Source organism: Pedobacter sp. BG31 (assembly GCF_042464845.1).
GTDB classification, from domain to species: Bacteria; Bacteroidota; Bacteroidia; order Sphingobacteriales; family Sphingobacteriaceae; genus Pedobacter; species Pedobacter suwonensis.
In genome coordinates this window covers 645,383-670,749 of sequence record NZ_JBHNZK010000001.1, presented here as the reverse complement: position 1 = coordinate 670,749, position 25,367 = coordinate 645,383, and the positions used below count along the sequence as shown (strand labels likewise).

32 protein-coding genes are annotated in these 25,367 nt (G+C 41.0%); 18 read left to right on the top strand and 14 right to left on the bottom strand.

The genetic code is table 11. The annotated features are described in order from the left end of the window. Positions 1 to 292: 292 nt before the first annotated feature. The 7 genes from ACFE6N_RS03060 to ACFE6N_RS03030 are packed head-to-tail and all read left to right on the top strand — an operon-like array spanning position 293 to position 4,229. Positions 293 to 532: a hypothetical protein gene (locus tag ACFE6N_RS03060; RefSeq protein WP_378933747.1), complete on the top strand. Its 240-nt coding sequence runs from the start codon at positions 293 to 295 to the stop codon at positions 530 to 532. Beyond that, positions 529 to 825: a membrane protein insertion efficiency factor YidD gene (yidD, locus tag ACFE6N_RS03055; protein WP_378933745.1), complete on the top strand. Its 297-nt coding sequence runs from the start codon at positions 529 to 531 to the stop codon at positions 823 to 825. The genes ACFE6N_RS03060 and yidD overlap by 4 nt, the downstream gene beginning before the upstream one ends. A gap of 24 nt (positions 826 to 849) precedes the next feature. Further along, positions 850 to 1,308, top strand: a complete 459-nt coding sequence (locus ACFE6N_RS03050) for a DUF6804 family protein (protein WP_378933742.1) — start codon at positions 850 to 852, stop codon at positions 1,306 to 1,308. Continuing rightward, on the top strand, positions 1,265 to 2,593 hold the full coding sequence (locus tag ACFE6N_RS03045; RefSeq protein WP_378933740.1) for a hypothetical protein: 1,329 nt from the start codon (positions 1,265 to 1,267) through the stop codon (positions 2,591 to 2,593). Before ACFE6N_RS03050 ends, ACFE6N_RS03045 begins: the two co-directional genes overlap by 44 nt. Positions 2,594 to 2,612: 19 nt before the next feature. Next, the gene (locus tag ACFE6N_RS03040) at positions 2,613 to 3,455 is read left to right on the top strand and encodes a hypothetical protein (protein ID WP_378933737.1); all 843 of its coding nucleotides are present in this window, start codon (positions 2,613 to 2,615) and stop codon (positions 3,453 to 3,455) included. A gap of 58 nt (positions 3,456 to 3,513) precedes the next feature. After that, positions 3,514 to 3,723, top strand: coding sequence for a hypothetical protein (locus ACFE6N_RS03035; RefSeq protein WP_378933734.1), 210 nt, complete (start codon positions 3,514 to 3,516; stop codon positions 3,721 to 3,723). Then, a complete protein-coding gene (locus ACFE6N_RS03030) occupies positions 3,705 to 4,229 on the top strand; it encodes a thermonuclease family protein (protein WP_378933731.1) in 525 nt (174 codons plus the stop codon). The genes ACFE6N_RS03035 and ACFE6N_RS03030 overlap by 19 nt, the downstream gene beginning before the upstream one ends. 769 nt (positions 4,230 to 4,998) lie before the next feature. On the opposite strand, the gene ACFE6N_RS03025 is transcribed toward ACFE6N_RS03030, so the two are convergent. The 14 genes from ACFE6N_RS03025 to ACFE6N_RS02960 all read right to left on the bottom strand — a co-directional run bounded on the left by ACFE6N_RS03025 (position 4,999) and on the right by ACFE6N_RS02960 (position 20,662). Next, positions 4,999 to 5,205, bottom strand: coding sequence for a hypothetical protein (locus ACFE6N_RS03025; RefSeq protein WP_378933728.1), 207 nt, complete (start codon positions 5,203 to 5,205; stop codon positions 4,999 to 5,001). A gap of 169 nt (positions 5,206 to 5,374) precedes the next feature. Then, positions 5,375 to 6,085, bottom strand: coding sequence for an OmpA family protein (locus tag ACFE6N_RS03020; RefSeq protein WP_378933725.1), 711 nt, complete (start codon positions 6,083 to 6,085; stop codon positions 5,375 to 5,377). Positions 6,086 to 6,097: 12 nt separating this feature from the next. After that, positions 6,098 to 6,751, bottom strand: coding sequence for a TerD family protein (locus ACFE6N_RS03015; protein WP_378933722.1), 654 nt, complete (start codon positions 6,749 to 6,751; stop codon positions 6,098 to 6,100). Further along, positions 6,752 to 7,318, bottom strand: coding sequence for a TerD family protein (locus tag ACFE6N_RS03010; protein WP_378933719.1), 567 nt, complete (start codon positions 7,316 to 7,318; stop codon positions 6,752 to 6,754). A gap of 26 nt (positions 7,319 to 7,344) precedes the next feature. Then, positions 7,345 to 8,625, bottom strand: coding sequence for a hypothetical protein (locus ACFE6N_RS03005; RefSeq protein ID WP_378933716.1), 1,281 nt, complete (start codon positions 8,623 to 8,625; stop codon positions 7,345 to 7,347). Positions 8,626 to 8,630: 5 nt separating this feature from the next. Beyond that, the gene (locus tag ACFE6N_RS03000; RefSeq protein WP_378933714.1) at positions 8,631 to 12,533 is read right to left on the bottom strand and encodes a hypothetical protein; all 3,903 of its coding nucleotides are present in this window, start codon (positions 12,531 to 12,533) and stop codon (positions 8,631 to 8,633) included. Positions 12,534 to 12,539: 6 nt separating this feature from the next. Further along, positions 12,540 to 14,183, bottom strand: a complete 1,644-nt coding sequence (locus ACFE6N_RS02995; RefSeq protein WP_378933711.1) for a hypothetical protein — start codon at positions 14,181 to 14,183, stop codon at positions 12,540 to 12,542. 18 nt (positions 14,184 to 14,201) lie between these two features. Then, positions 14,202 to 14,540, bottom strand: a complete 339-nt coding sequence (locus tag ACFE6N_RS02990; protein WP_378933708.1) for a hypothetical protein — start codon at positions 14,538 to 14,540, stop codon at positions 14,202 to 14,204. A 28-nt stretch (positions 14,541 to 14,568) separates the two neighbouring features. Continuing rightward, on the bottom strand, positions 14,569 to 16,107 hold the full coding sequence (locus ACFE6N_RS02985) for a hypothetical protein (protein ID WP_378933705.1): 1,539 nt from the start codon (positions 16,105 to 16,107) through the stop codon (positions 14,569 to 14,571). 341 nt (positions 16,108 to 16,448) lie between these two features. Beyond that, positions 16,449 to 17,060, bottom strand: coding sequence for a GIN domain-containing protein (locus ACFE6N_RS02980; protein ID WP_378933702.1), 612 nt, complete (start codon positions 17,058 to 17,060; stop codon positions 16,449 to 16,451). Between the two features lie 640 nt (positions 17,061 to 17,700). Beyond that, a complete protein-coding gene (locus tag ACFE6N_RS02975; protein ID WP_378933699.1) occupies positions 17,701 to 18,399 on the bottom strand; it encodes a response regulator in 699 nt (232 codons plus the stop codon). Continuing rightward, complete coding sequence (locus tag ACFE6N_RS02970; RefSeq protein ID WP_378933696.1) at positions 18,380 to 19,186, bottom strand: sensor histidine kinase; 807 nt, start codon at positions 19,184 to 19,186, stop codon at positions 18,380 to 18,382. The genes ACFE6N_RS02975 and ACFE6N_RS02970 overlap by 20 nt, the downstream gene beginning before the upstream one ends. Beyond that, on the bottom strand, positions 19,150 to 19,719 hold the full coding sequence (locus tag ACFE6N_RS02965; RefSeq protein WP_378933694.1) for a hypothetical protein: 570 nt from the start codon (positions 19,717 to 19,719) through the stop codon (positions 19,150 to 19,152). The genes ACFE6N_RS02970 and ACFE6N_RS02965 overlap by 37 nt, the downstream gene beginning before the upstream one ends. 136 nt (positions 19,720 to 19,855) lie before the next feature. Then, on the bottom strand, positions 19,856 to 20,662 hold the full coding sequence (locus tag ACFE6N_RS02960) for a hypothetical protein (protein ID WP_378933691.1): 807 nt from the start codon (positions 20,660 to 20,662) through the stop codon (positions 19,856 to 19,858). 461 nt (positions 20,663 to 21,123) lie between these two features. Here ACFE6N_RS02960 and ACFE6N_RS02955 point away from each other — a divergent pair, with 461 nt between their 5' ends. From ACFE6N_RS02955 to ACFE6N_RS02905, 11 genes are all read left to right on the top strand, one after another. Further along, positions 21,124 to 21,279 carry a RebB family R body protein gene (locus ACFE6N_RS02955; RefSeq protein WP_145861751.1) on the top strand — a complete coding sequence of 52 codons (156 nt, stop codon included), beginning with the start codon at positions 21,124 to 21,126 and terminating at the stop codon, positions 21,277 to 21,279. Between the two features lie 72 nt (positions 21,280 to 21,351). Continuing rightward, the gene (locus ACFE6N_RS02950) at positions 21,352 to 21,678 is read left to right on the top strand and encodes a hypothetical protein (protein WP_145858352.1); all 327 of its coding nucleotides are present in this window, start codon (positions 21,352 to 21,354) and stop codon (positions 21,676 to 21,678) included. Positions 21,679 to 21,700: 22 nt separating this feature from the next. Then, on the top strand, positions 21,701 to 22,729 hold the full coding sequence (locus tag ACFE6N_RS02945) for a hypothetical protein (RefSeq protein ID WP_378933688.1): 1,029 nt from the start codon (positions 21,701 to 21,703) through the stop codon (positions 22,727 to 22,729). 10 nt (positions 22,730 to 22,739) lie between these two features. After that, positions 22,740 to 23,087 (top strand): RebB family R body protein, encoded by a 348-nt coding sequence (locus ACFE6N_RS02940; protein ID WP_378933685.1) that lies wholly within the window; start codon positions 22,740 to 22,742, stop codon positions 23,085 to 23,087. 25 nt (positions 23,088 to 23,112) lie between these two features. Beyond that, positions 23,113 to 23,337 carry a RebB family R body protein gene (locus ACFE6N_RS02935; RefSeq protein WP_145858343.1) on the top strand — a complete coding sequence of 75 codons (225 nt, stop codon included), beginning with the start codon at positions 23,113 to 23,115 and terminating at the stop codon, positions 23,335 to 23,337. Positions 23,338 to 23,365: 28 nt separating this feature from the next. Next, on the top strand, positions 23,366 to 23,632 hold the full coding sequence (locus ACFE6N_RS02930) for a RebB family R body protein (RefSeq protein ID WP_145858341.1): 267 nt from the start codon (positions 23,366 to 23,368) through the stop codon (positions 23,630 to 23,632). A gap of 42 nt (positions 23,633 to 23,674) precedes the next feature. After that, complete coding sequence (locus ACFE6N_RS02925; protein WP_145858337.1) at positions 23,675 to 23,941, top strand: RebB family R body protein; 267 nt, start codon at positions 23,675 to 23,677, stop codon at positions 23,939 to 23,941. A 30-nt stretch (positions 23,942 to 23,971) separates the two neighbouring features. Next, positions 23,972 to 24,238: a RebB family R body protein gene (locus ACFE6N_RS02920; protein WP_121284323.1), complete on the top strand. Its 267-nt coding sequence runs from the start codon at positions 23,972 to 23,974 to the stop codon at positions 24,236 to 24,238. A 29-nt stretch (positions 24,239 to 24,267) separates the two neighbouring features. Next, a complete protein-coding gene (locus tag ACFE6N_RS02915; protein ID WP_145858334.1) occupies positions 24,268 to 24,555 on the top strand; it encodes a RebB family R body protein in 288 nt (95 codons plus the stop codon). A gap of 35 nt (positions 24,556 to 24,590) precedes the next feature. Further along, complete coding sequence (locus tag ACFE6N_RS02910) at positions 24,591 to 24,860, top strand: RebB family R body protein (RefSeq protein WP_029287502.1); 270 nt, start codon at positions 24,591 to 24,593, stop codon at positions 24,858 to 24,860. A gap of 100 nt (positions 24,861 to 24,960) precedes the next feature. After that, complete coding sequence (locus ACFE6N_RS02905; RefSeq protein ID WP_378933679.1) at positions 24,961 to 25,359, top strand: hypothetical protein; 399 nt, start codon at positions 24,961 to 24,963, stop codon at positions 25,357 to 25,359. Positions 25,360 to 25,367 lie beyond the last annotated feature (8 nt).

The window sequence follows — 25,367 nt, the reverse complement described above, 5'->3', positions numbered from 1 at the left end:
TCAATGTAAATAACACGATTTTAAAAAGTGCATAATGCCGTGACATCGCCATCCCGACCGCAGCGGAGATCTTTTAACTTTGATTTCAAAAACCTAATCTTCACGCCAGTAGGGGCAGCACTTTGCATTGTTCCTGTCGAGGGTGACCATTCCATTGCAGTTTATCAGTGCTAGCGGACCGGTATTCAATTTTTTATACATGAAATAATAGTTTTTCTCGTTACGGTTTCCCGTAAGGTTACGGGATTGAACATGTATACTTTTGAAGTATAAACTTAAAACAAAACTTGTTATGGAATACAAAGTAGTGCCATTTACCGCAACATTGAATCAAAAAAACGAAACTACAACTGCGGTTGCCAGTCAATTAGAAAACCTGATCAAACAATTTACTAATCAAGGCTGGGAATACATCAGACTGGAAAGTGTTTCAACCTATGTACAGCCTGATCCAGGGTGTTTTGGCTTAGGCGCCAAACCTGGCTATCTGGCTTCTTATCAAATGGTTGTCTTTAGCAAAGGAGTAATATGAAGATAATCTTACTTCTGGCTATTAAGATTTACTGGGCAATATTCCCTAAAGATAAAAGACGGAAATGCATTTTCAGGTTAAGTTGCTCTAAGCATGTTTATCAGGTTACAAAACAGGAAGGCCTGCTCGAAGGACTTAAAGCATTAAAGTATCGATACGAAAATTGTAGAAAGGGTTACCATATTTTCGAAAATCATATTAATGGTAGTAAAATGATGATTTTACCTAATGGTCAATTGCTTGGAGAAAATGAAATTGCAAGTAGGTTTTTAGCGCTAGTCTCCAAAAATTAATTGAATTCCTATCCTTTTTCATCAATGAAATCATTCCTGATCATTTGCTCAATCTGCTGCTTTGTGGCGATATTAAAGTTGCCCATTGAATATTATACCTTTTTAAGAACAATGGTTTCGTTGGGTGCCGTACTGCTCATTTACCACTGGATCAAGCAAAAAAATTATGCTTTGGCAATTGTCTTTGCGCTGATACTCTTTCTTTTTAATCCCGTTGCTCCCTTTTACCTGCATCGAAAAAGCATCTGGATCCCATTGGATATCATCACCGGATTATTGTTTTTAATTATCGCCTTTTATAAGAACAGTGAACCTGCAAAACCAGAAGAAAAACCCACTGAAATTTTACCTGCTCAAAAAACATACTCCAGAGACCGTATCGTTTCGGAAAAGAGAAATACCCATAATCACATCATAAATCAAACTAAACATTGCTGTTATGATTTCCCAAATAGAAGAATTGTTTCGTTCAAAAACGGATAGTCAACCTCTGCCTCAAAATAACCAGATTCAAAATCCAAGTATTGATGATGGGGATGATGTAAGAAAAAGAACTTACCACGAGGCCGGTTTCAGAGATGGATCGAGAAATAGTGGTAGCCCACTTGCCCTATCCATTTGCTTAAATGCCATTTACGCCAGGTTTCAAAATGAAGAAAAGGAGCTGATAGAAAAGCAACGGCTGGCTAAAGAGCCCTATATTAACGAGCAGAAAACTAAAGAAACTGAAATAAAGACGCTGGCCATCAGCAAAGAAAATAAAGAACAACAAATCAACAAGTTAGAATCCGATATCAGGATAGTGAAAGATAATATCGAAGAGTTAAAATTCGAAATCAACGACCTGCCCCGGAATCCGGAAAAGTATCATATTAGTGCTTCAAAAGGTGCTTCAAGCAAATTCTGGATTGGGTTGATCATCCTGATGCCTCTGAGTTTGTATTTATTTACCTTTTATATCTCCACTTCTTATTCTGCTTTTTTTAAACCCTTTGATGCCAATAGTACCATCATTATGAATGTGCTTGATTCGAAAGCTTTTGAAAAGGCCTGGCATGATGGTTCCCTCGAAGGTGCTTTTGTAACTTTTATTCCTTTTGTTTTTTTGGGGCTTGGGTATCTGATCCATATGTTTGGAGAGGTTAAAAGTATAGGTAATTACATTAAGATAGCAGCGCTTTTACTCACCACCTTTGTTTTTGATGCCATTTTAGCTTATCAGATTGAGGAAAAGATTTATGAGCTAACCAAAACTTTTAATACGCCAGATTTTAATCTCCCTATTGCCTTTGGGAAAATCCAGTTCTGGGGAATCATCTTTGCCGGTTTTGTAGTGTACCTCATTTGGGGCGTGGTGTTTGATTTTATCATGAAAGAACATCGGGAGAAAGACAAAATCAAACATGAGCAGCTCCGCAGAAAAAAAGACATCCAGATCCATCAGGACAGGATAAGCGATATTGAAATTCAAAAGGCAAAATTGACAGAAGAACTCAATAAATTCAAGACAGATTCAATTGCAGCTCAGGAACGGGTTAGAGCGCTTCAAAATATTATTGATGCGGTAATCATTCCAACCAAAGAGTATGTATTGTATGCTTCAGAATATATGCAGGGCTGGATTACCTTCATTAACGAAAAACTGCGCATTTCACAACATGAAAAAGTTGTTCTTCAAACTGAATGTATGGAAACCTATCACGAAAACCTCAAAAGTGTAGGAGCCAGTGGAGATTCTCAAAATTCTGTTTACGTAACTACTTTATAATTTATAACCATCAGGTATCATGAAGTCAATATTACTATCGCTTTTAATTATAGCTACTTTTACAAAAGAGAGTCAAGCTCAGCCAGCAAAACAAAACCTTAACATCAGCTTTTTATTGGATCTATCTGACCGGATCGACCCTAAAAAAAATCCGGGGATTTGCCAACGCGATCTGCAATATATCAAATCAGTACAAAAAGCATTCGCTAACCATGTAAAGGGAAAAAAAATGCTATTACTAAAAGACCAGATGCAGGTTTTCTTTAATCCTCTGCCCAATATTCCTAACATTAATCAGCTGAGTGAACAATTAAAAGTCGGTTTTAGTCCAAAAACCAGTAAAAAGGACTTTATTGATATAGATAAATTTTATACCGACAATCCTGCAAAAATTTACCAGCGTGCCATTAAAGATGGTCATTATATAGGCTCTGATATATGGAGATTCTTTAAAAACAACGTTCAGGAATATTGCATTAAACCAGACCATCGGAATATTTTAGTGATACTTACGGATGGTTATATGTATCACAAAGCCAGCATAATGCAGGTAGGAGGAAAAAGTTCTTACATTACGCCGCAATCTCTCGCTTCGAAAAAGCTTAACACGGCTGGTTACGCCGACATCATGAGGAAAAACAAGTTTGGTTTTATTACTTTCCCTTATAACCTAAAAGATCTTGAAATCCTGGTACTGGGCATCAATCCATCACCAGGTAACCCTTACGAGGAAGACGTAATTAAACAATACTGGGGTGATTGGTTTAAGACGATGAAAGTAAAGAAATTTGATTTACTCACGACAGATCTGCCGGCTGCATTGGAACCAGTAATCAATAATTTTATTCAGGGAAAGCTATAGTCATTAACTATCCCTATATTCATAAGCCATTTACAAACAAACAACTAACCTCGACAGCATGAAAACCCTCTCCCTAATCATCTTCTTCTTCGTAAACATTGCCTGCAAGGAAAGCACAACGGTGTACGTCTGCAACAGCCCAGGTGCTAAAAAATACCACAATAGCTCAAATTGTCGTGGTTTAAGTAATTGTACTTACAAAATTGTAAAAGTGGATCTTGAACAAGCTAAAAAAGAGGGAAAAACACTATGCCACTGGGAAAAGTAGTCTTACTTCTAGTGTTGCTCACGCTTCAGTCCTGCTTCATCCAGCCCGCTGGAAATAAAGGCCTCAATTATAGCAATCTGGTTTTTACTGCCAAAGTCATCCGCATTATGGATGGCGACACCATGGAGGTTTTATACAAGAACCATCCTGTTAAAATCCGTTTGGCGCATATTGATTGCCCCGAGAGACGTGGCCACCAGCCTTTTGGAACCAAAGCCAGACAAGCGCTTTCGGATTTGTGTTTCGGCCAAATGGTAATGATACAGGGCCAAAATTACGACCGGTATAAAAGATTGATCGCCTTAGTGATCAATAATAAAAAACAGGTAGTCAACCAGGAAATGGTTAAATTGGGTATGGCCTGGCATTTTAAAAAGTACTCCTCCGATCCGCTTTATGCGCAGCTTGAAATTACCGCAAGGAAACATAAAGTAGGTTTATGGCAGGATAGCACTGCAACTGCTCCATGGGAATGGAGAGCGATGAAGCATGTTTTGGCGAAGTAACCACTTGCATATTTCATGTTTTAAGCCTTATATAATGGAGACTATGAAACGCTAGTGCAGATTTTGCACAATATTGATCTCCTGCTGAATAAAGAAACCGACCTCTACCATCTCTTTGGCAGCCCACCTCATAGCTCACCCCAGCAGACTACAGGTTACCTTAACATAAGGGAAAACACCTACAAACGTAAGGTAAAAGAAGACACTTTAAAACCCTTGAACCTGCAGGGGGGACCGTTTTTGCCTAAAAACCTATTGGTTTCTTATTAAAGGGCCTGTTAAAAGAATGCATTTGGATAAAAGAATTTGGTTTACCCATTCTTTACCTGTTGTTTGAGACAGGTTAACCCCATGTTTACCCTTTGCTTACCTATTCTTTACCTTTTCTCTACCTATTCTTTACCTTTTGTTTACCCCGGCGTTACCCTTTAGGTAAACAAAAGGTAATGCCGGAGGTCTATTTATGCTGGCAGACAGCTGGTGCCCGGCGCCAGCTGTCTGCCAGCATGTGCGCAGATTGCATCAATTGAGTTTAAAGGTTCATTTTGGCTCAGGTAGATCTATAACGTTTAGGTCGGTTAAGTCCGGAATAATGCGTTACGAAAGCCCGAAGTTGTGCCTGGGATGGATTTAGCGGTTAAACTAGAAATAATATACTATAAAACAGCCAAATAGCTGGATAATGTTACCATAGGCTTAACCACTAAACCCCGCCCTAACTGGCGATTATATCCGGTTGGAGCAGGGTTTATTAAATTTTGTTTTTTTTCTACACTTTCCTTACTGCCGTTTTTAATACCGAAAGGAGGAAAAGGATCAGAAATACGATGATAACAGGCGCAAAAACTTCTAACCAGCCTATGCGACCGAAAATGATTTTGATGATAAAGAGGATGCCGCTAAAAAGCATCGCTAACAGGATTAGGACTTCTTTAAAACCTCTTTTCTTTGTTTTTCTGGTTCTTCTTTTTGCCACAATATTTTTTTAACTGATTAACTTAACGTGCGTTTTTGGGTCTTAATTTCGTCATTGCGAACTGGAGAAAGGGCTTTGCGTTGGCGTGAAGCAATCTTTTTGACAATAAATACATGGTACATTGCTTCGGCTAGCACATATTCAGTTCGCATCCAAGCTATCGGATCATTTATAGCAATGTAATCTCAACGCGCCTGTTCTTTTTCCTTCCACTGGCGGTATGGTTTGAGGCAACCGGGTTTTCAATGCCTTTTCCTGTGGTGCTTATCCGGCTTGCATCGATATTTAATGCACTTAAGTGATTTTTGAAGGCATCGGCCCTTGCCTGCGATACCTGCTGGTTTAGGGCTAGCGGACCATCACTGCTGGCATAACCATCAATATGGACGGATGCCGCAGGGTTTTTGATCAAATAAGTCACAATGCGCCTGATCAAAGTTTCATTTACGCTTGCAAAAGATGATGAACCCTGGACAAATGTTACCGGTATACTATGGTTTAAACCCATGAGCGCTTTGGTTGGTAATTCAGCAGGAACTGTATTCTGGCGGGTTATACTGATCGAATCTTCTTTTACTGCCGGTGATTTTACCTGGGTAACAGCCGTGGTATCCATACCGCCAGCTTTTTCTTTGGCTGGTGTTTCAGGAGTAAGAACTGAAGCCTCATTTGAAGAAACGTCAGGTATAGATGCTTTTGCTGCAGGATCTGTTTTTCCTGTTGCATAATACCAGATGCCGCCACCAACAACCAGTACGCCGAACAAACCGATCAACCAGCGCTGCGATCTGCCAGCAGGTTTTTCGATCTCTCCCTTTGAAAGATCAAATTTGGATGGCGTTGTTTCAGCACCATCGTTTTTATTTAAATCGAATGCCATAATTTTCTATTTTTAGGTGTACATATCAACCAAAGTTTGCAAACTGCCCGTATGCGCCTTGCCCATCGCTTCAAACTCCCAGCTTTCGCCAACACGGAATAAGCGTCCAAATTCAACGGCATCTTCATTGGTATATTGGTCTTTAAGGTCGTAACGCAATATTTCCGAACCATTGCTTTCATCCACAATCCTGATGTAGCAGTCATTCACTTTTCCAAAATTGAGATCCAATGTTCTCCGGTCTTTCTTATTGTCGTTCGGGTATTTACAGATGGTACAGCAGATAATAATCTGCTCCACCTTAGGGCTAACTTTTGATAAATCGATAAACATATCTTCATCATCGTCGCCGTCACTTCTGCTCCCGTCGGGATCATCAATAGCGCCGATAATGGCACCGTCTTCCGTAAACGGCCTGAAGAGGCCTTTCTCAACTTTATCCTCAATTTTATTACCCATTCGGATCTGCCCGTAAAACGTAAAGTACGAATCGGAAGGGATCTTGAAATCGCCTCCGATCGAAAATGCCGAAACATCGAGATCGAACTCCGGACCGCCCGGTTCTTCGTTAGGGTTCCAGCCCATGCCGATTTTTACAATGGTGAGTCCGGGTGCTGCCTTGGATAGTGCGAACCTGTCGCCCTTATTTAAATTAAAACTGCTCATTTATTGATATAATGCTATTAGTGTATTTAAACCGCCGGAAAAGGCCTGGCCAAGACCCTCTACATTCCATGCTCCTCCGTTTCTGGAAAGGGAAGCAATCATGATGGAATCTTCATTTGTAAATTCATCCTTAAGCAGGTACTGGCATAAAACCGACTGATCAGCACGGTTCCTGATATTGATGTAGGAGTTTTGAACATGGCCAAAATGGTGTCCTCTTTCTTCACTCTGGTCAATGGTTACGGCGAAATAAAGGAACTCCACTTTCGGATTTATTCTGGATAAATCGATGTGGATTACCTCATCGTCTCCATCGCCTTCGCCGCCCCTGCTGTCGCCCGGGTAATGGGTAGAGCCATCGGGACTGGCGCTGTTATTATAAAAAACAAAGTATTCATCAGCAAGGAGTTTGCCGTTTTCACCCAACATAAATACGGAGAGGTCGAGGTCTACCGGGTGTCCGTTTATGATAGCGGTGTCCCAGCCCAGGCCTGCAATAATGTGTTTTAAGCCGGGTTCTTCCCCGATCAGGGAAACAGGTTTTCTTTTTTCTATTTGTATAGCCATTTTATTAAGTTTTGGATTTATATGCCCTAAGCTTTTTTTGGAGGTAAGGGTGGTGGTTTTACCGGATTGTTTTTAGTATTCGTTGTTGCTTTTATTTCTGGCAACCTGGGAATGTTTATGGGTTTTGGAATGTCGCTTTGTTTTCTTGGTGGTAATGGCGGTGGCAATTTTGGTGATGGGAGCGGAGGACGAACCAATACCGGAGGCGCAGCAGGTACTTTTGCTTCAACTTTGTAACCGTTACTGGCAATTGCCTGGAAAATAGCCAGCATGGTATCTTTAACATCAACAGGCTGCAAGGCCGTAACATGATGATACTTTTTCAGCAGTTTATCAGAAAAATACGCAGTGCTGATTTCTTCTGATCCCAGCAGGATTGTCACGCCATCTGCCTGCAGATTGTTTGCCTTCAGCAGATCGTCTATTGCGGCAAAAATCATCCCGTCATTGGCATAATATTGCAGCCTGTCGTTCAGATTTCTTTCTCTTACATTAAACCAATACCGGTTTCCATCAGACAGTTCGGCTTCACCTTTAATAATCGGACTGATGTTTTGAAGTAAAGCCGCACAAAAGGGAAGCAAAAAAGCGATTTCCGCATCTTTATCAACCGACAGGTAGGAATTTTGCACGATAATATATTCCACAATCATATCGGCCAGAATTTTTACCCTCGGGTCGGCCCCCTGACCTACCAGTTTGGCCGATCCGAGAGGTTCTGCGCTGATGTTTTTGTAGAGGTTTAAATAAAGTACATCATCAATACCATTCATAATTAAAATGGCCCTGTGGTTTGGCAAAATCTGCTTTTGGGAGCGTATATTAAAAAGGGTATGGTGATATCCAATACGGTCTAAATTGAAATAACCCGCCTCATGAAACAGGTTTTCGATCAGCGATTTCTCATTGTCTTCAATATCATCATCAAATAAAAAGCGCAAAGGAAACTGCTGCCTGTACGATTCGATAGAATCTGATTTGTACAATACCGTGTTTAAAAAGTGTGATAAGTATTGTTCAACACCGTAGTAAAACAGCTGCTTAACCGGTTTTTTATGACCATATATACTGAAATGTTTTGCCGGATCTTTTACAATTTCGAAATAATTACCATAAGCATAAGGATCGTTTCTGTAAAAGCGCTCCCTTGCTGCGCCACCAAAAATAAAATCGTTGCCATTTACATAAAAGTACAGGGGAACCTCATTCGATTCCCTCATTTTTAATGGGGCATAAGGGTTACTGTCTGATTGATACCAGAAAGTAACCGTCCGCTTCGATATTTTTGCCAATACACAGAATCCCATCGCCATTATTGTTTTTGAATGCCCTTAAGCAGGTGTTTTTCAAAGAATTTCATCCCTTCCAGAATGATGATCGGTGCTACATAATCGAAATCTTTCTGATCATCGTGTTTCCGCTTTTGTGCTTTGATAAAATCCGGCTCTCCTTTGATATAGTTCTCAATATTCATATCCTGAAAACCGGCCATAAAATCTGTTGCATTCATTTTTAAACCGAACATGCCGGATGATACCTTGTAAAACAGATCGGCAAAGTCCATAAATCTTGGGCAATGCGCTTTGCCTTCCTGTGGTAAACAGATAAAATGATTGCCGATATGCTCCAGCATTTCGGGCGTAATGGAATTGGTTGACTCCAGGTATTTAAATTCGCCATTTGGTGTAACCACGCAGAAATTATCCTCGCCCAATATCTCAATGGCCTGTTTGTTGGTGGGCACCAAAATACTGGTGATGTTGGTGGGGATGGCCAAACCTTTTGATACCTCGTATTTAACATCCGCATTATCTGTACCGCGGTGTGAATTGATATCAATTATCTTTAAAGGGATTGTGGTAATCGGACTAATGGTTTGTTTGGCCACGGTTTCTCCGCCCATTCCCCTGATAAACATCTGCGTATAATAATCATCTGCTGCAGCTGGATTTACCGCGTTAAACCAGTCGAATATCCTTGCGCCTTTTCCTGCAAATGCAATTTTTATTTTCGGTGGAATGGCTTTAACCGCTGGAGGTGCATCTTCTGATTTTACAATTTCATTACGCAGTTTATAGGCCAGCTGACCTGCGTAAAACATAATCAGGCCGGTTACATAAAGGTTAACGCTCATCATTTCCTTACACTCTGCAGCAATCAAGAGGTAAAAAGTTTCAAAATCAGAAGCTTCTAAACGGTCAACCACCTGTTCGAAATAATAAGGCGCGGTATTTTCATTAAATTTAGGTGTGCCAGAATTTAACCCCTGAATCGATATTTTTTTCTTTTCGCAGATCCGGAGCAGTACGTTTTTAAAATTGGGTGAAAATTTGGTGGCCTGCGCCACACGTTCAGCCGCAAAGCGGATGGAATTCTGCTTAACCATGGCCTTTCCGCCCTCCATCTGGCATAACGCGGTAATATCTGTTGTACTGCCACCGATATCAAAACAAAGCACCAGCTCTCCAGGATTAATGGAGTAACCTCCATTCGGGCGTACCAGGTAATTGGCTACGGCACAGGCTTCTGACAACGACTCCTCGTTACCTAATTTTTTAAAATCGAATCTCACCGGACCGGTTTCCGTTTTGATATCTACTGCTGTAAGCGTTTTTTTAGCATCATTTCCCCATCCTGTAACTACCTCTGCTTTGGCCTGTTCACCCCAGGCGCTATTGCCAGTTGAGCCCCATGCCGGTGTTGTGGCCGCAGATGCTGATGCCTGGCTGCCCCATGCACCCGATTGAGCTAAGGGAGACCCCCAGCTGCTACTGCCTGATGTATCGCCGATATCAGAAAGATCGGAAGGAGGGAAGGTTTTTAATTTAACGTTGCTTTCAATCGGTGATATTTCTTTAAGCGAATCCCATATGCCCCGGTACTCGCTTAATAATTCTTTACCCATTGATGAAGGGTACGACCATTTTAAGGTATGCGGCTCATGCCCTTCAATAAATAACTGCGCATAAACATGCAGCAATAGGGTACTTAAATAGGCGGTTTTATAGCTCTTGTCAATCTGCTGGGTAGACCATTTCATATTGTACACCAGCTCGGCCCTGCCAATGCGGTTATAACCTAAAATGTAGCGGTTGTTTTCTGCATTTTCAATAGGGAGGTTTTTTTCAAAACAGGGGAAACCACCCTTTACGGCCTGGGCCATTAAGGAGTTAACCTGGATGTTGCCATCATTTACCACTCTTCTCGAATCGTGAATGGTTAATATCGATTTGATGGAATTGGTGAGGATTTCGTCGTTCTGAAAAAAGAAAATTTCATCCTCAACAGCTGGGCGTTCGTCGTTATTTTTACTATCGGTAGCCAATAATGATACCCTTTTGTTGGTGAGTTTCAGGTTTTCGCAAACCTCGTTCCGCTGATCGGAAAAGTAAGCAATAGATGAATTTGTACTGCCAAAATCGACTCCTAAAAATGCCGGCGACAAGGTCCTTGGCGCGTTTAACATATTTATCGGTAAAGCCTGCGTGTTGCCTGACCCATCATAACGAATGATCCCAAAGCCGCAATCAACCCCTGCCTGCGAAAATTTTACACCTTTAAAAGGTTTATTGCTTTCGTATATCTCGTACTTATATTTATTGTCGGCCACCGCATTGTTGGCTGCAACGTGTAACTGCGCTTTGATGCTGCCATATTTTTCGGAGATTACCGCTGCCTTTCCATTATTCGCCAGGTATAAAGGGATGCCCTTTTCATCCAGCACAATCCTGAAAAAATCGTCATCCATATTTCCGATAAATGGCGTAGCCTGAAACCTGGCATCGTTATGCGGTATTTCGGAATACAGAAAATAGCGGTTCCATTGTTTGGATATAAAATTAGGCCACATTAAAATATCCTTACCGCTGATCGATTCGGAGGTAACCCTATAAATAACCTCTTTAACAATCTCATTTCCGGTTTCGGTATATAACGTTAGCTGAACAATCAGTCGTTCGCCATCTTTATCTGCCGGATCGTAAATGGCAGTAATCCGCGATTTTACGTTCGATGATTCGGAAATGCCCACCAAAGCATCAAGTGTAGCACCAAAAACATTTAGTGCCAGTGGCGTTAAGGGCAGGGTAAAATAGGCATAGCTGCTTAGCTGTCCTTTGGTTTCGGCAGCCAATAGCAGTATGGGTTTTGATTTCAGGAAATTGCGGGTTTCCATGCCATCTCTGCCAAAATCGACCTGTGCAATTTCAGTAGTATCCGGAAGCAATAAATCTTTCGGATCAAACAGGATACTACCTTCTTTCGATTCGTTGTAAATCATTCCTTCTGAACCAAATAAGGCTGTCGAATAGTTAAAAAGAAGGCTAAAAGGATAATTGAATAAGGAACCGACTTCGGGCGGGGTAGATTTATCGAGTTTAGGGTAACCTTTTGTCTGCTGATAAATGACCATCTCATCCATCCAGGCCTGAATACAGGTTGAAACATTGCCATATTCAGGCCTGATCAGTTCGTCTACACCGGCATAATTTTGCCTGAAACGTTCAATGTTATTTAAAATGTGCCTGGCATAGCCGTAAATTGCAGAGAGTTCCTGCGGATTCATTTCCGACTGTAAGGGATCGATAAATTTTCCGTTCTGTACATTGATGAAAGGGAATTTTTCTCTGATCTGGTAGGATACCGAAGTAAAAACAAAACCATCAGGTGAAGTTCCGCCGATAACATGGCCTTTAAACGAAATAACATCGATAAAGGGTATCCTGTCGGTATTATTGGCCAATGACTGATCGCACCACAAAGGTTTACGCTCAAATAACATATTGCCAAAAGCACCGGTAGGCTCGTATAAATTTGCAGTTGTACTTAAATGCTGACCATCTGAATAAGATAGATGAATCCTATTCACTTCCAGGTCTTTATAGTTTAAGGCTATACAACTGATCAAACCTTTCCATTCACTGATCAGCGACTTATAAAACAACATTAAACCTGACGCTTCGGCGTCTTTATCCCGGATGTTGTCTATGGCATTTTTAAATAAATTAGCCCGGGCAAATACAGAAGGTATACCCGATACAACTGTTCCGATATTAACAGCAGAATTACCGTCCTTACCAATAGCGATTTCGGGGATCAGGATGTTTTTCGTAAATACTTCCAGCTGCGGAATTTTATCCCATGCAAATTCGACACCGTTTGGCTCTGTTTTGGGATGAACTTTTATCGCCAGTGCTTTGATTCTTTTATCAGACATGGTGCTTTAGTTTATATCGAAGTTTTGTGAAATGGTAAGTGCATTAAAAATGTGCGCGAGGAATTTCTCTTTGGTGGTATTTACCTTTTGCTCTTCTTTAGGATTCGTGTTGATCAGATTCTCCACGAAAACGTTATATCGATCGCTAAAAAACCGTCCTTTACTCCAATGGTGTTTTTCATCAAGGAAAATGGTACCCACATCCAGTTTTTTTAGTTCGGAAGGGTTATCCGGAAATGCCTTGCTATCAAAAAGGAATCTGCCCGGGGCAACGGAATTCCTCACCTGATAAAGCCAGCCCGGCACAAATCTGGCATCTTTAAAGGTGTAGGCAAAGAGTTTAAAATATTCGTTGATGTCTTTGCATTCCGCATCAGTAATGGTACTGTATTGGTTGAGTTTTTGATTCTCGCATTGTTTAATGAAACCTTTTATGCCCGCATCATCAAAAGCGCCGCCGTTTTTGGTCAAAGAAATGTGTGCCAGGGAGAAAAAAGCACCCAGTTTATTTACAAATATTTCACCTGATTTATTTTCGTTTCCGATAAAGTCGTCAAAAGAAAAATTAAACGAATTATCTTTAAATTCTACCGCTTTATAGAGGTACTCTGCTTTTGCGCTGTTAAAACCGTCATTACGGGTAAAAAAATCGTAAGCAGCACAGGCACATAATAGTTCTGTAATATGGCATGGGTTTTTCTGCTCACTCCCACCGGTGATGGTTTGATTAGACATATTGTTGCCGTCAATTTTCTTGCTTTCTATCGGCCAGCCGATATGGTAAAGCAGTTTATAACACCTCTGAACGGTAGGATCGCTTTGGTAAAACTGCAATGCTGCCTGGCTGTTTAGTGGAAAAAACGATGAATCGGCAATTACGCTATTGGCTTTGCTGGCTCTCTGTTTATCATCTGGTTTACTAAAAGTGAAATACTCCGTTAATAAAGTAGAACCAAATTTGGCCGTGCCGAAATCGATGCTGGCATTACCGTTTGAGCGGATTTTCACAAAGTCTTGTAGTGCTTTCGGGATTACGGGGATAGATGAGGCACCAGTACCACCGAATATAGAACCAAAAATAAAAACCCTTGCATCTGCACCTGCCCCCTCCAGTTTGCCCATAAAAGTATCCAGTTCGCGTTCCTGCGATTGTACTGCAGCACCTTTAATGATATTGCGGGCAGCCTCTATAATGCCATGGTACATCAGCATAGAGCCGAGGTGGGTTTGTGCCCGGTAGCCATGGTCTAAAGCAAATTCCTGTACCGAACTATTATCCAAAAACAGGTCAGATATTAATTTATTGGCTTTCTGCTGTTCGGGCGAACCTGTTGTAATTTTACTGATGTTTTTATAGGTTTCTCTTCCCGGACCAGCATAATTGGTAAAAAACCGGTGCAAATTCAGTTTTGCTGAGAAGAAAGTATTTGCATTTGGCGTTCCGCCCACGCTGGCACCGGTTGTTTTGATCCGGTTGTAAAGGCCGATCAATTCTTCAACCCTTCCTTTATTCCCGTTATTCTGGTCGGTATCAAGCGTGAGGATTTCGATTTCCTGATTATCGAACATCCCGATTCCACACAGGTGGGTAAAGGCTTCCAAACAACGCATCCCGGTACCGCCTATGGCGATGACGAATAATTTATCCATTGCTATTTTAATTAGGGGTTAAAACCAGTGCCCGATTTTTCCGGTGGCAAATATTTTGCTCATTACAAAACCGATGAGGATGTAAAGCATAAAACCGATAGCGGTACCAATACTCAAGGCTGTTACATAATTATTAACAACCATGATGTTTGCATCAGGCTTAAAGGCATAATAGCCCAGCAAAAAACATACTGCCGGATTTAGGATGGCCAGTACCCAGAACCAGGTTTTACGTGCCTGCGGATCTTTAGGGTTACTTCCACCTTCAAATTTAATGGCGTTTGCAATGATGGCTGATAAAAGAAGAAAGATCAATGCGGTAATGATCGAGATGATGTAAGCTGAAGCTGATTCCATTTTAGAATTTATTTTTAATGATTTTAGATTACTGTTTAGTTTTGATGTAGTAAGCGTACACTACCTTATCTACAGGTTTGAGTTCCTGTAAAGTGTTTTTGATCGATTCTGACAAAGCGGTATTGGGGGTATTTTTTGCGTTTATCCACTCGAATTTCGCCATTTTAGCGCCCTGCAGGTTTGGTGTAGCGGTTTTTGATAAAATATCTACCCTGATCAGACCATCCGGATCAGGAATGTTGGCTATACTGAATTTAGGGCCGAAGGAAACACCAAATTCTATGTGTTTTGGGTTGGATGCCCTGGTATTGGTAAAAAGGGTTTGGTTAAGGGTAAAAACCTCATTAAGCGGGTTTGATGCCTGTGCTTTATAAATCCATTGTTCTTTTAATTTTCCATCGGCGTTGTAACAGGCCAGTGCAATGGCATCCTTTTCCTGATCAGAAAACTTAGCCTCGCCATTATTGCCTTTGCTTAATTTAGGCTGGTGTTTTTTAGCTTCGTCTGCTTTGGCAAAGTTTTCGAAATCAGCCGTTACATCGGAAACTTTTACGCCGAAGTTTCCAAAAGTGTAACTATCTTCGTTACTCAGGTCTATAAAAAGCTTCCTGAAGAAATCGTTAAACTGGTTTTGTGCGGCATAAGTGTTGTGCAGTTGATCGATGCTTTTCCAATCTAATCCAAGAGGATAAAATTCAAAGTTATGTCCGTTTTTAAGACCATTAATATAGCCCTCTTTTAAATCGAGTACATTTTTGGCTTTGTCTGAATTAGCGCTTTCATCATAGAAAATACCTCCTGATTTTTCTGAAGGATAGGCTGTAGATAGCTGATAAGTACTGTTTGATAAATCAAACCGCGTTGTTAATGGCGAAAGTTTTGACTCAAGTTTTGAAATCAAACTACCTGCATCCGGATGACCGTAACTGAATATGGTGAAATAGAGGTGTTTATTCACCTTACCTTCTTGATAATCGGCAATAAAAAAATGAATGGAATTTCCTTTTTCAAGCCATTTGGAGAATGGGATTTTTAGAAAAGCGGTATTGGTCACCTCGACGTTTTTTTGCCACTCTTCGAAATCGGTAATCAGCAGTGCATCGCCATTACCGGCCACAATTTTTTCTACCGATGATTGCAATGGCGCCCAAATATCAGCGTATTGTTTTGGGTCGCTTACCTGCTGCCCCAGCTCGGTAGTGTTGGCTACATTGAGCAATGAAATTTTGTTGGAACCCAATTTATAAACTTCAAATTGCTGTGCCAGGATGGTATTGAAGCAGGCCGACATCATGCTTTTAATTTTAGGATCACTAAAAGCCTTGTTTATTCCGGAGGAGAAATCAATATAAAGTGCCGGAGTACCTTTTTCGGTCTCACTCCCTGGAGTATTGGCGTTATGGTATGCTTCGATACGTTTTCCTAAATTCTGATCATAAAGGTTAAAATTCGTAGCTGTGAAGGGATTTTCCGATTGGGATTCTCCGGAACCTTTACAAGCTGAAATTGCAAATAGCCCCAATAATCCCATGATCCTGATAAATTTCCGGGTATTGCCTGTTTTCATAATTTATACATTTTAGTGCTTTGGGTATGGTTAAGTTGACCAAAAGTATAAGCACGGCAACGGCAATCCTTACGGAAAACCGTAAAGAGAAATTATAGGTGATAAAATTTTGATTTAGTTTTAGAAACCCGGCACGTTTTCGCACCTTCGAACCGATCATCTCAGGTTAACCTTTCTATATCACCTGCATGTTGCGTTAAAGGCAGATGAAAGAGACTTCAAGCCAATTAAAATTTACAATCAGTTGGTTTCACATCATACAGAAATATTCTTAATATCATCCACCTTAAACAAAAAAAGCCGCCCAAAGGGGCAGCTTTATTAATCTGATTGATATTTTTTTATTTTGCCAAAACCATCGCGTTTTGTTCTGCTTTCATAATCGCCTCAGAAGCATATGATTCTGATTTAAGACTGGCAAAGTCAGCTAATTTTACATTTTTCATATTGCTTGCAATCATGGTACTTTGATCAGCAGTACCATTTAATTTTAATACTGCATCTTCCTTAACGATGGTGTATAAACTGCCAGCGGTAGTTTTAATCTTTGCAGTAGCACTTTGGCTCAAAAACAACTGAAGGTTTTTTACATCAAAGTTATTACTGGTTATTACAACCGATTGGCCATAAGCTTCAATTCTTTCTAAATCTTTTACGGTGATATTAAGCGTTACCTGACCGGTTTCCATTGAATTGACAAATAAGGTTGTTCCATCAGTGGTTACCGAAGTTTTTGCAGCATCGTAATTGCTTGCGCCTTCTACATGTTGCTTTTCGCCTTGGGTTAGGATAAGTTTTACATTTCCACTTACCCAGATCCTGTTGAATGTTGATAGTGTGGACGTTTTTGTTTCTGCTTTAACAGGCTCAGCGGCAAAAGTTACCATTGCTGATGAAGTGAATACTACTGCTGTTAATGCTACTGCGAATAAGGTTTTTGTTAAGGTTTTCATATCTTTAATATTTTAAGTGCTTGTTATTGTTTTGTTATTAAGACGCAGCTTACCACCAAACGTTGCAGGCAAAAACCCGCCATTATACCATTAACCGTAACTTCTAGATCAACGCCGGTAATTTCTAGACAAACGCTTTTCAACTTTATATCCTGACTTGCATAAATCAAGTTCAAGGATCAGGAAGATACTGCCGTTTTACAGAATGGGAGAAATAAGAAAATTAGTTTTAAGGATCTTGAAAGCTATCGGCCTCCCTTGGTATCAGAGAAAAGTAATTACCTGAATTATAAAAAAATCAGTGCTGCATCTCCATGGGTTAACCTATAGATAGCACAATCATTTATTGACCTGAACTCGATAAGTATTTAATTAAAATACTGCCTTATAAACGACCCATCCCTGGCCGATTCGTCATGCTAAACTTGTTTTACAAGTAGGAATAATATTTTCAATGGCCTTGTAGCTACTCCGTGGTCAGCATCTTTTTAGCAGGAAAGACCCTGAAATGAATTACCTTCGGTGAGCTCGCCGAAGGCTCGGTTTACTGCGTAGCTTTCCGCTTCGCTACAGGTCAGGGTGACGGCCTCTTAATCAAATAACCGATATAAGCTAACGAGAGACTATATTATTGGTTTTATTACTGAATTTCATCGATAATACCGCTTTTTATTGCATATACCGCAAGGCTCACCGAATTGGACGTACCTGATTTTTCTAATAAATTTTTACGGTGGCCCTCCACCGTTTTGACACTGATGAATAATTTCTGTGCAATTTCTGTGGTGGTTAAGCCATTACAAATGAGTGTAAGTACTTCAATTTCCCTTTTAGTCAGCGGGCTTTCACCATACTTTAAAGTTGACCGCCTGCTATAATTACTTTTAACACCGTTTACCATGGCCGCGGCAACAGCATCGGTAAAGTAAAAACCATTTACATATACCTTTTCAATGGCTTTATATAAAATTTCTTTATCAATATCTTTGGGTAAATAACTCCGCGCACCGGCTTTCATCATATAAAAAATAAAATTATCGGCAGTATGCATGGATAAGGCAATGATCCTGACCTCCGGAAATTTTTCTGCAACTAGTTTGCACAAATCCATTCCATCTTTTCCGGGTAGTTCAATATCCATCAAAATGATATCAGGTACCTGCATTTCCAGTTCCTTTAATAATTGCGAATAACCCTCAACGTCAAAAATAGGATCGAAGTGTTTAACCCGTCCTAAAATTTCCATTAACCCCAGCCTAAATAGTTTATGATCATCTACTATGCCTATTTTAATTCGGTTAGCAGGTTGGTTAGTTAAATCATTTTTGATCTTTTCCATCATTTAAAGGAATAGTGATTTCGATTAATGTACCTGAATTTTCTTTGGATGTTATTTTTAAAGCAGCTTGCATCGCTGCTACCCGGGTTTTTATACTCTTAATTCCTATCCCCATACGGATTAAATCGTTAGTGATGGTAGCATCAAAGCCACAGCCGTCATCCTTAACTGCAGCAAATATTCCCTCAGCGGTTTGCTTGAGCGTAATGAACAGGTTTTTTGCATTTGCATGATTGATGACGTTGTTGATCAGTTCCTGAATAATTCGATATATAGACAGTTCGTATTCAAAGCTCAGGTCGAATTTTGTGTCAATTGCCATATCAATCTTTAGGGTATTGCTGGCAGATAATACATTTACATGGTAACGTAGTGCATCAGCCAATCCAAATTTTGCCAGTACAGATGGGAAAAGATTGTTTGCAATCTTTCTCACGTCATTAATGGTATTGCTCAATCCATTTTTAATGCCCGCAATGAGCCGGCGGCTTTCCATATCATTTTCCGGAAGCTGATTAACAAGCATTTTTATAGCTGAAAGGGATGAACCTATTTCGTCATGCATATCCTGCCCGATACGTACCCTTTCTTTTTCCTGAATGCTAATGCTAAAACCAAGTAATTGTATTTGGTAGTCATCTTTAACTTTTTGTAAACGGCGTTGCTCTTTGAGCAACCGTTTTTGATATAAAACAAAAAATGCAATGATCGCAATAGCCAGCAATAGCATGACGAGGATACTGCCGAATATCAGATGTTGTAATTCAGTTTCTTTGGGATCAGACACACGGTTAAAGTATAAAAAATGTATAAAAGCATGTTAAATATGGCATGGGTAAACCAAATGAGATTGAAGAATCGCAGCGATAACATTTGAATATAATTACTGAAAATGAAGATCACAGAATTTGCTGAAAAATAAATAAACAGGCCTGTGGATAACCAAAACATAGGTTGATATTCAAGGCGTGTCTCTATGAGTGAGTTCAGGTTTTTATAGTAATAACACATCACCAATAGCAATATTAATACGCCTTCAGTGAAATGAGGAATAGCGCTCAGGTCGTCGGCAGGTGCCATCAAACTGTCAGCAATAACATAAGTGATAAACAATATGGTTACTATTGGTATGAAACGGCCAATTGCCATTTTTTTGAACTCAGATTGATATATCCGGGCAAGCAATGCAAATTCTACCGGTATAAAAATTGGCCATAAAAAATGGTTGCTGATTTTCAGAAAGTACAAAACATGGCCGATTGCTTCTACTAAAAAATCAAAAAAAATCAATAAAGCCAGAGACCTCCATATTTGCTCCATTTTTTTAAATCGTATAAGGGCGATTAAAAATGGTACGATGACCAGAAGAGACGAATAAATTAGAAAGATTTGCGAAGCACCATCCATAAATATTCAACATTGGATCTTTATTCAAAATTTTATTATTGCAGTTCGCTTACAGGCTTATGTGATTGGGTGGTGTTGGAAGAGAAAGATCATAAAAGGTTTTCACCTCCTCAGCATTATCGACAGCGCCGTCATCAGTAAGGAGTTGTACACCCGCCAGAACCAGTCCGAATGTACGGCTCAAGGTAGGCTGGCCAATCAGGTTATTGGAAACATGTTTGTGTATAACCGGCAGGATGACCAGATCATAACACTCTTTCTGCGTTCCCGGAGGAAACAACGAATACATAAAGTCTGACATGAGGTAGTTATAGCCGGTAAGGTATCCGTAGTTGGTTAAAAACAGCTCACTTAAGCATCCCGGTGCCTTTGGATTGCCATCACATACCATTTTCCACCCGTCTATCCATTCCTGTGCGAGGCGGCTTGAAATAAAGTTGCCAACCCCCTGAAAAGGCTTGTCTCCAGATACAACAATGGTATCATCATACTGTGGCCTACCTAAATGGTAAGCCGAACATCTCTGTCCCAGTTGATCAGTTGCGTATACAACAATAGTAAATGTTGGTGACTTTATTTTATAGGGTTGATATTTATTAGCTATCACAAATCTTGCATGGATGTGTTTGACGCCAACACATGACAACAAACTCTGTATAGTTGCATCGTTAAAGTGAACCTGTACCAACATCCTTTCCTTGCTGCTACCCTTATCTGCAAAAATTTTGCAGGGCATTTTAGTGCTGGAAACTTGTTTGGTCCATTCAAATGTACACTCCAGAAATTGTAATTCCGAGATGATGTAAAAGTTTTCTAAGCTGGCAGGATTAGATGAGTAATCGTGATCGTTCATCATGTTATGTAATCAAACAGTTTAATGAAAAAATTAATTTTTGTTTTAATCAATAGTTTGTAAGTCAGGCTGCAGGCATTTATTCAATCAAATCACATCCCTTGAATAATGATCTAAAATACAAAATTGTAGTTTAAAAATAGTGTTTATGTATATTTAAATATATTTTTCAACAATAAATAGACTTATTAGCTCCTAAATACTAAGTATACAACTTTAAGCATTTTAACAAGGGTTTACCCTGGGTTTTGCATGGTTTACCCTCATTTATAAAAACGAGTGTTTACGCTCTTTAAACGGCTTTAATTATAACCTTTCTTTGAGTTATAGAATATTAAATAATTAGCAGGATTTAAACCGGGTAAAAATTCTTGATCCCCCTTATTCCGATAGCGCTTAAGCTATAGTAAAGAGGAAGTGCAGGAGTACCTGGTGATCATAAATTGGAAAATAAAACAGCTTATATGGATTCTTTACAAATCATATTTCAAAGCATGGCAGTATCTATGGGAATAGCCATGCACAATGCCAGCACAAATCAGCGTAGCGGGCAACTTATAGCCAATGCCTGCCTGTCTGTCTGCTGTAAAAAAATATTGGAAAGTCAAAGCAATACCTAATCATTTTCTTAAGCCTTATCCGGCTTTATATTAACCTGGTAAACGGATGGTATCACAATTAAAATAAATATTATGCCTTATACAAGTTTAACAACATCAGACAGTAGCATTACTCCACAAATTATGCAAGACGAGGGCACGATTAAGGCCTTTCAATCTGTCGCTCAATCAACAGCGCTGGCCGTACAGGATGCCGTTGATAATCTCAGAAATGTAAACACCATCAGCTCTACTGCCATTGGTGTTGCGATGGCGCAAATGCTTGCGGTGCCGGCTGAGGCAGGTCAATATACAACTATTGTAACTGCTGCCCAAGCCTTAGCGACTACCGCAGCGGCCAACTTTCTGGTGGTTGGGCAAAATGCCGCAACGGTGCTCAGCGGCTTTCCATCGAAATAATTGTTTAAAAGAATAAGATCAGATGATTTATCTCAACGGACAACAACTGAATGCTATCGGCGGGTTAAGCACAAAGTCGCAGGCGGTACTTGCTATGATCAGTGGAGGACAGAAATGGTTAAGTATGTGTATTACTGATACCTCGATCACCAGCATCAATGTCGAAAGCGAAAACCAACTGCTTAAGCTGATACAAAGCGGGTTAACAGGCGACAACTATATCCGTTTCAATACTTTCAGGGCGGATATCGACAAAATACTTTCTTTATCCGACTCAGATGCCGCGCAATTGGCAGCGATCCGGCTCTCGGCAAATGATAATGAAGCTAACCTGGCGGTATTGCTTCATCAAAACGATATGCTAAGCTATGGAGATCTTGCAAAAAGTGCCGATTTGATTTCCCAGCTTGTTCAAAAGCGGCCGGATCTTTTTCAGGCCATCTCATTTAGTGACATGCTCACGTTAGCTGATTTTACGATGCAACAAAGCGAAGTTAACCCCGAATTGCAGACACAATCGGCTGAATTCGCGAGTGCAACCGCGGCGACAGTATCTGATTTTGTCAACCTGTCGCTTTTCTTCCAATATGCACAGCAACATCTGCTGGGCGAAAACCTCATCCCCCAAACCCAAAACAGTGAAATACAGGCCATGTATACGCAGCTTGAGGCAGTGGTAGAGCCTTATTTATTTACCCCTTCAATCGATATGACGACTGCTGGCGGGAACATGGTGCAATCCGTTCCGGACCTGGCGAGGGGAAGCAATTTTATTGGCTATATCACAGTCAGTTCTGCGATGTTCAACCTTATACAAAATATTTCTCTTAACGACCAGACCGGGGGCGGCCTGACGACAGCTATAAACAATTACCTGGCTGCAGTAAAAAACCTCATCAGTTTTACACCTTTAGCCGCCAACAGATTGTCGCAGGACGGAGCCACAGCTTCGCTTAAATTCCAATCCGGCCAGGGCATTGCAAATGTCGGCGTAGACCGAAATGGTACCGTATACCTGTTACCAGATACCAAGATTATTAACTTAAATTAAATAGGAAATTATGGCTAACGATTATATCCTTTCTTCCGTAACCGATGTGCAGCAACTGCTAAAAGGTAATGCTGATTCGCAATCTGTAGCAATGCTGAACAATGTAATGGCCGAAACCATAGGCATGGCTATGCACAACGCCGTTACCGCTCAACATAACGCACAAATGCTGAATTCGGCCACGACCACATCTACCTGTGCACGTATCCTTTCAGTAATGGGGGCCACCCCGCCTGCGCCAGCACCGCCGCCCGCGCCTCCGGCAACGCCAGATGCAGCACCGGAAACACCGGCTACCGTAACAGCAACTGCAGCCGAAAGTGGTACCCCAGTTGCCAGTAATAACACCAGCAATTAATATTTAAAGAGAAGCTTAACCTAAAATGGCAGAAACAGTAAATAGTCAGGTTACTGATTCGATTACCGAATCAAGCCTGGAGGTTATCGGAAATGCACCTGCTATTGCGATTGGCAACCTTTATCAGGCCACGGCCCAGGCTTTGGCCAATGCGGCCCATAATGCAACGGTAGCGCAGCAACAGGCCAATATTTTGGGACAAGCAGTAACCGCTCAGGGCGTGGCACTTATATATGCTATTAAAATTTAATCATTATAAACAATAAAAAACAAAAACTATGGCTTTTCCAACAGCAGTAAACAGCCAGATCACCGATTCGGTGACCCAGGCAAACACCCAGGTATTAGGCCTTGCCCCGGCAAGTGCTATGGCTAACCTTATGCAGGCCACCGCGCAGGCACTGGCTAATGCAGCGCATAATGCAACGACCAGTCAGCAGCAAAGTAATATTACCGCGCAGGCGGCAACCACCATGGGCGTAACAACCCTCTATTCGATAGATACTGCATCTGATGCGGTGGGAACGACTAAAATATTCGCTTAAAAAGTAATCAACAATTAATCAATAAATTAAATAAAAACAATTATGGCTTTTCCAACATCAGTAAACGACCAAATCACCGATTCAGTATCACAGGTTAACACCAAGGTTTTAGGTGATTCGCCGGCAATGGCAATGGGCAACCTTTTTATGGCTACCTCACAAGCGCTGGCAAATGCAGCACACAATGCAACCAACTCACAACAGCAAACCAACATTACGGCGCAGGCTGCCACCACATCAGGCATTACCACCCTGTATTCGATAGATACCTCATCTGATGCTGTAGGTACACGTAAAATTTATCAATAATTAAATCTTTAACCCTAAATCTAAACCGTTATGGCTTTTCCAACAGCAGTAAACAGTCAAATTACCGATTCAGTATCTGAAGTAAATACCAAGGTACTGGGCGATGCGCCGGCAATGGCAATGGGCAACCTTTTTATGGCTACCTCTCAGGCTTTATCCAACGCGGCTCATAATGCAACCCATACGCAGCAACAAACCAACGTTACTTCACAGGCATCAACAACCTCTGCGGTAACTACCCTGTATTCCATCGATACTTCATCAGACGCGGTAGGCACAAATATGATTTATCAATAAACTTAACATTCACATTAAAAAAATAACCAATGGCTTTTCCAACAGCAGTAAACAGTCAGATCACCGATTCGGTGACCCAGGCCAACACCAAAGTATTGGGCGACGCGGCCGCTATCGCGATGGGCAATTTTTTCCAGGCTACATCACAGGCAATGGCCAATGCGGCACATAATGCTTCTACCAGCCAGCAGCAAAGTAATATCACGGCGCAGGCGGCAACTACAATGGGTGTTACCACCCTATATTCTATTGACACGGCTTCCAGTGTTGTGGGTACCAAACAAATCTACGCTCCGGGTAAAGTACTAGGGCAATAAAACCGAACCAATTATTCACTTAAACCAACTTTATTATGGCTTTTCCAACATCAGTAAACGATCAGATCACCGACTCTGTAACCCAGGCAAACACCAAAGTACTGGGCGACGCGCCTGCAATTGCAATGGGCAACCTGTATCAGGCCACCGCACAAGCATTGGCCAATGCAGCACACAATGCCACCAGTAGCCAGCAGCAAAGTAATATTACGGCGCAGGCAGCCACCACTATGGGGGTTACGATGCTGTATTCAATCGATACTGCATCTGATGCCGTAGGCACCAAACAAATCTTCGGCTCTTAGCCGCATACAAACCGGATCCAAAAAGGGACGGAAATGGTTAAAGAGGGCAGTGCCAATGTCTGGCGCAGCCCTCATTCCAATTACTTAAAAGAACAATATTATGCAACAGCAAAGTGATTCCCCTAATACAGCTGATACACCGGTTGCGCCCTACAGTAAGCCTGCAGCGGCACCATCAACATCACCGCAACAGGTGATGCAACAACAAATTACTGACCTTAAAGCACAGATCGCTGCTATTCAACAACAAGCTTTACAGGCAATGCAGGCGCAGGTAGACAGCAGCTTCCAAACGCTGGCAGCAAGCAGTTTGCAAATGGTCAATAACCAGGCTCAAGCTGCTGCGCCGGTAGTGCCAACACCAGTAATCAACCCTATTCAGCAGGCAATTAATACGGTAAACACCAGTGTTGACGCGGCCATGCTGGCCGCCCAGCAAAGTGTAAAAAATGCCGAGAGTATGGTAAACGATCCTGCGCAACAAACGCCGGGAAGCTAATCCAAAAA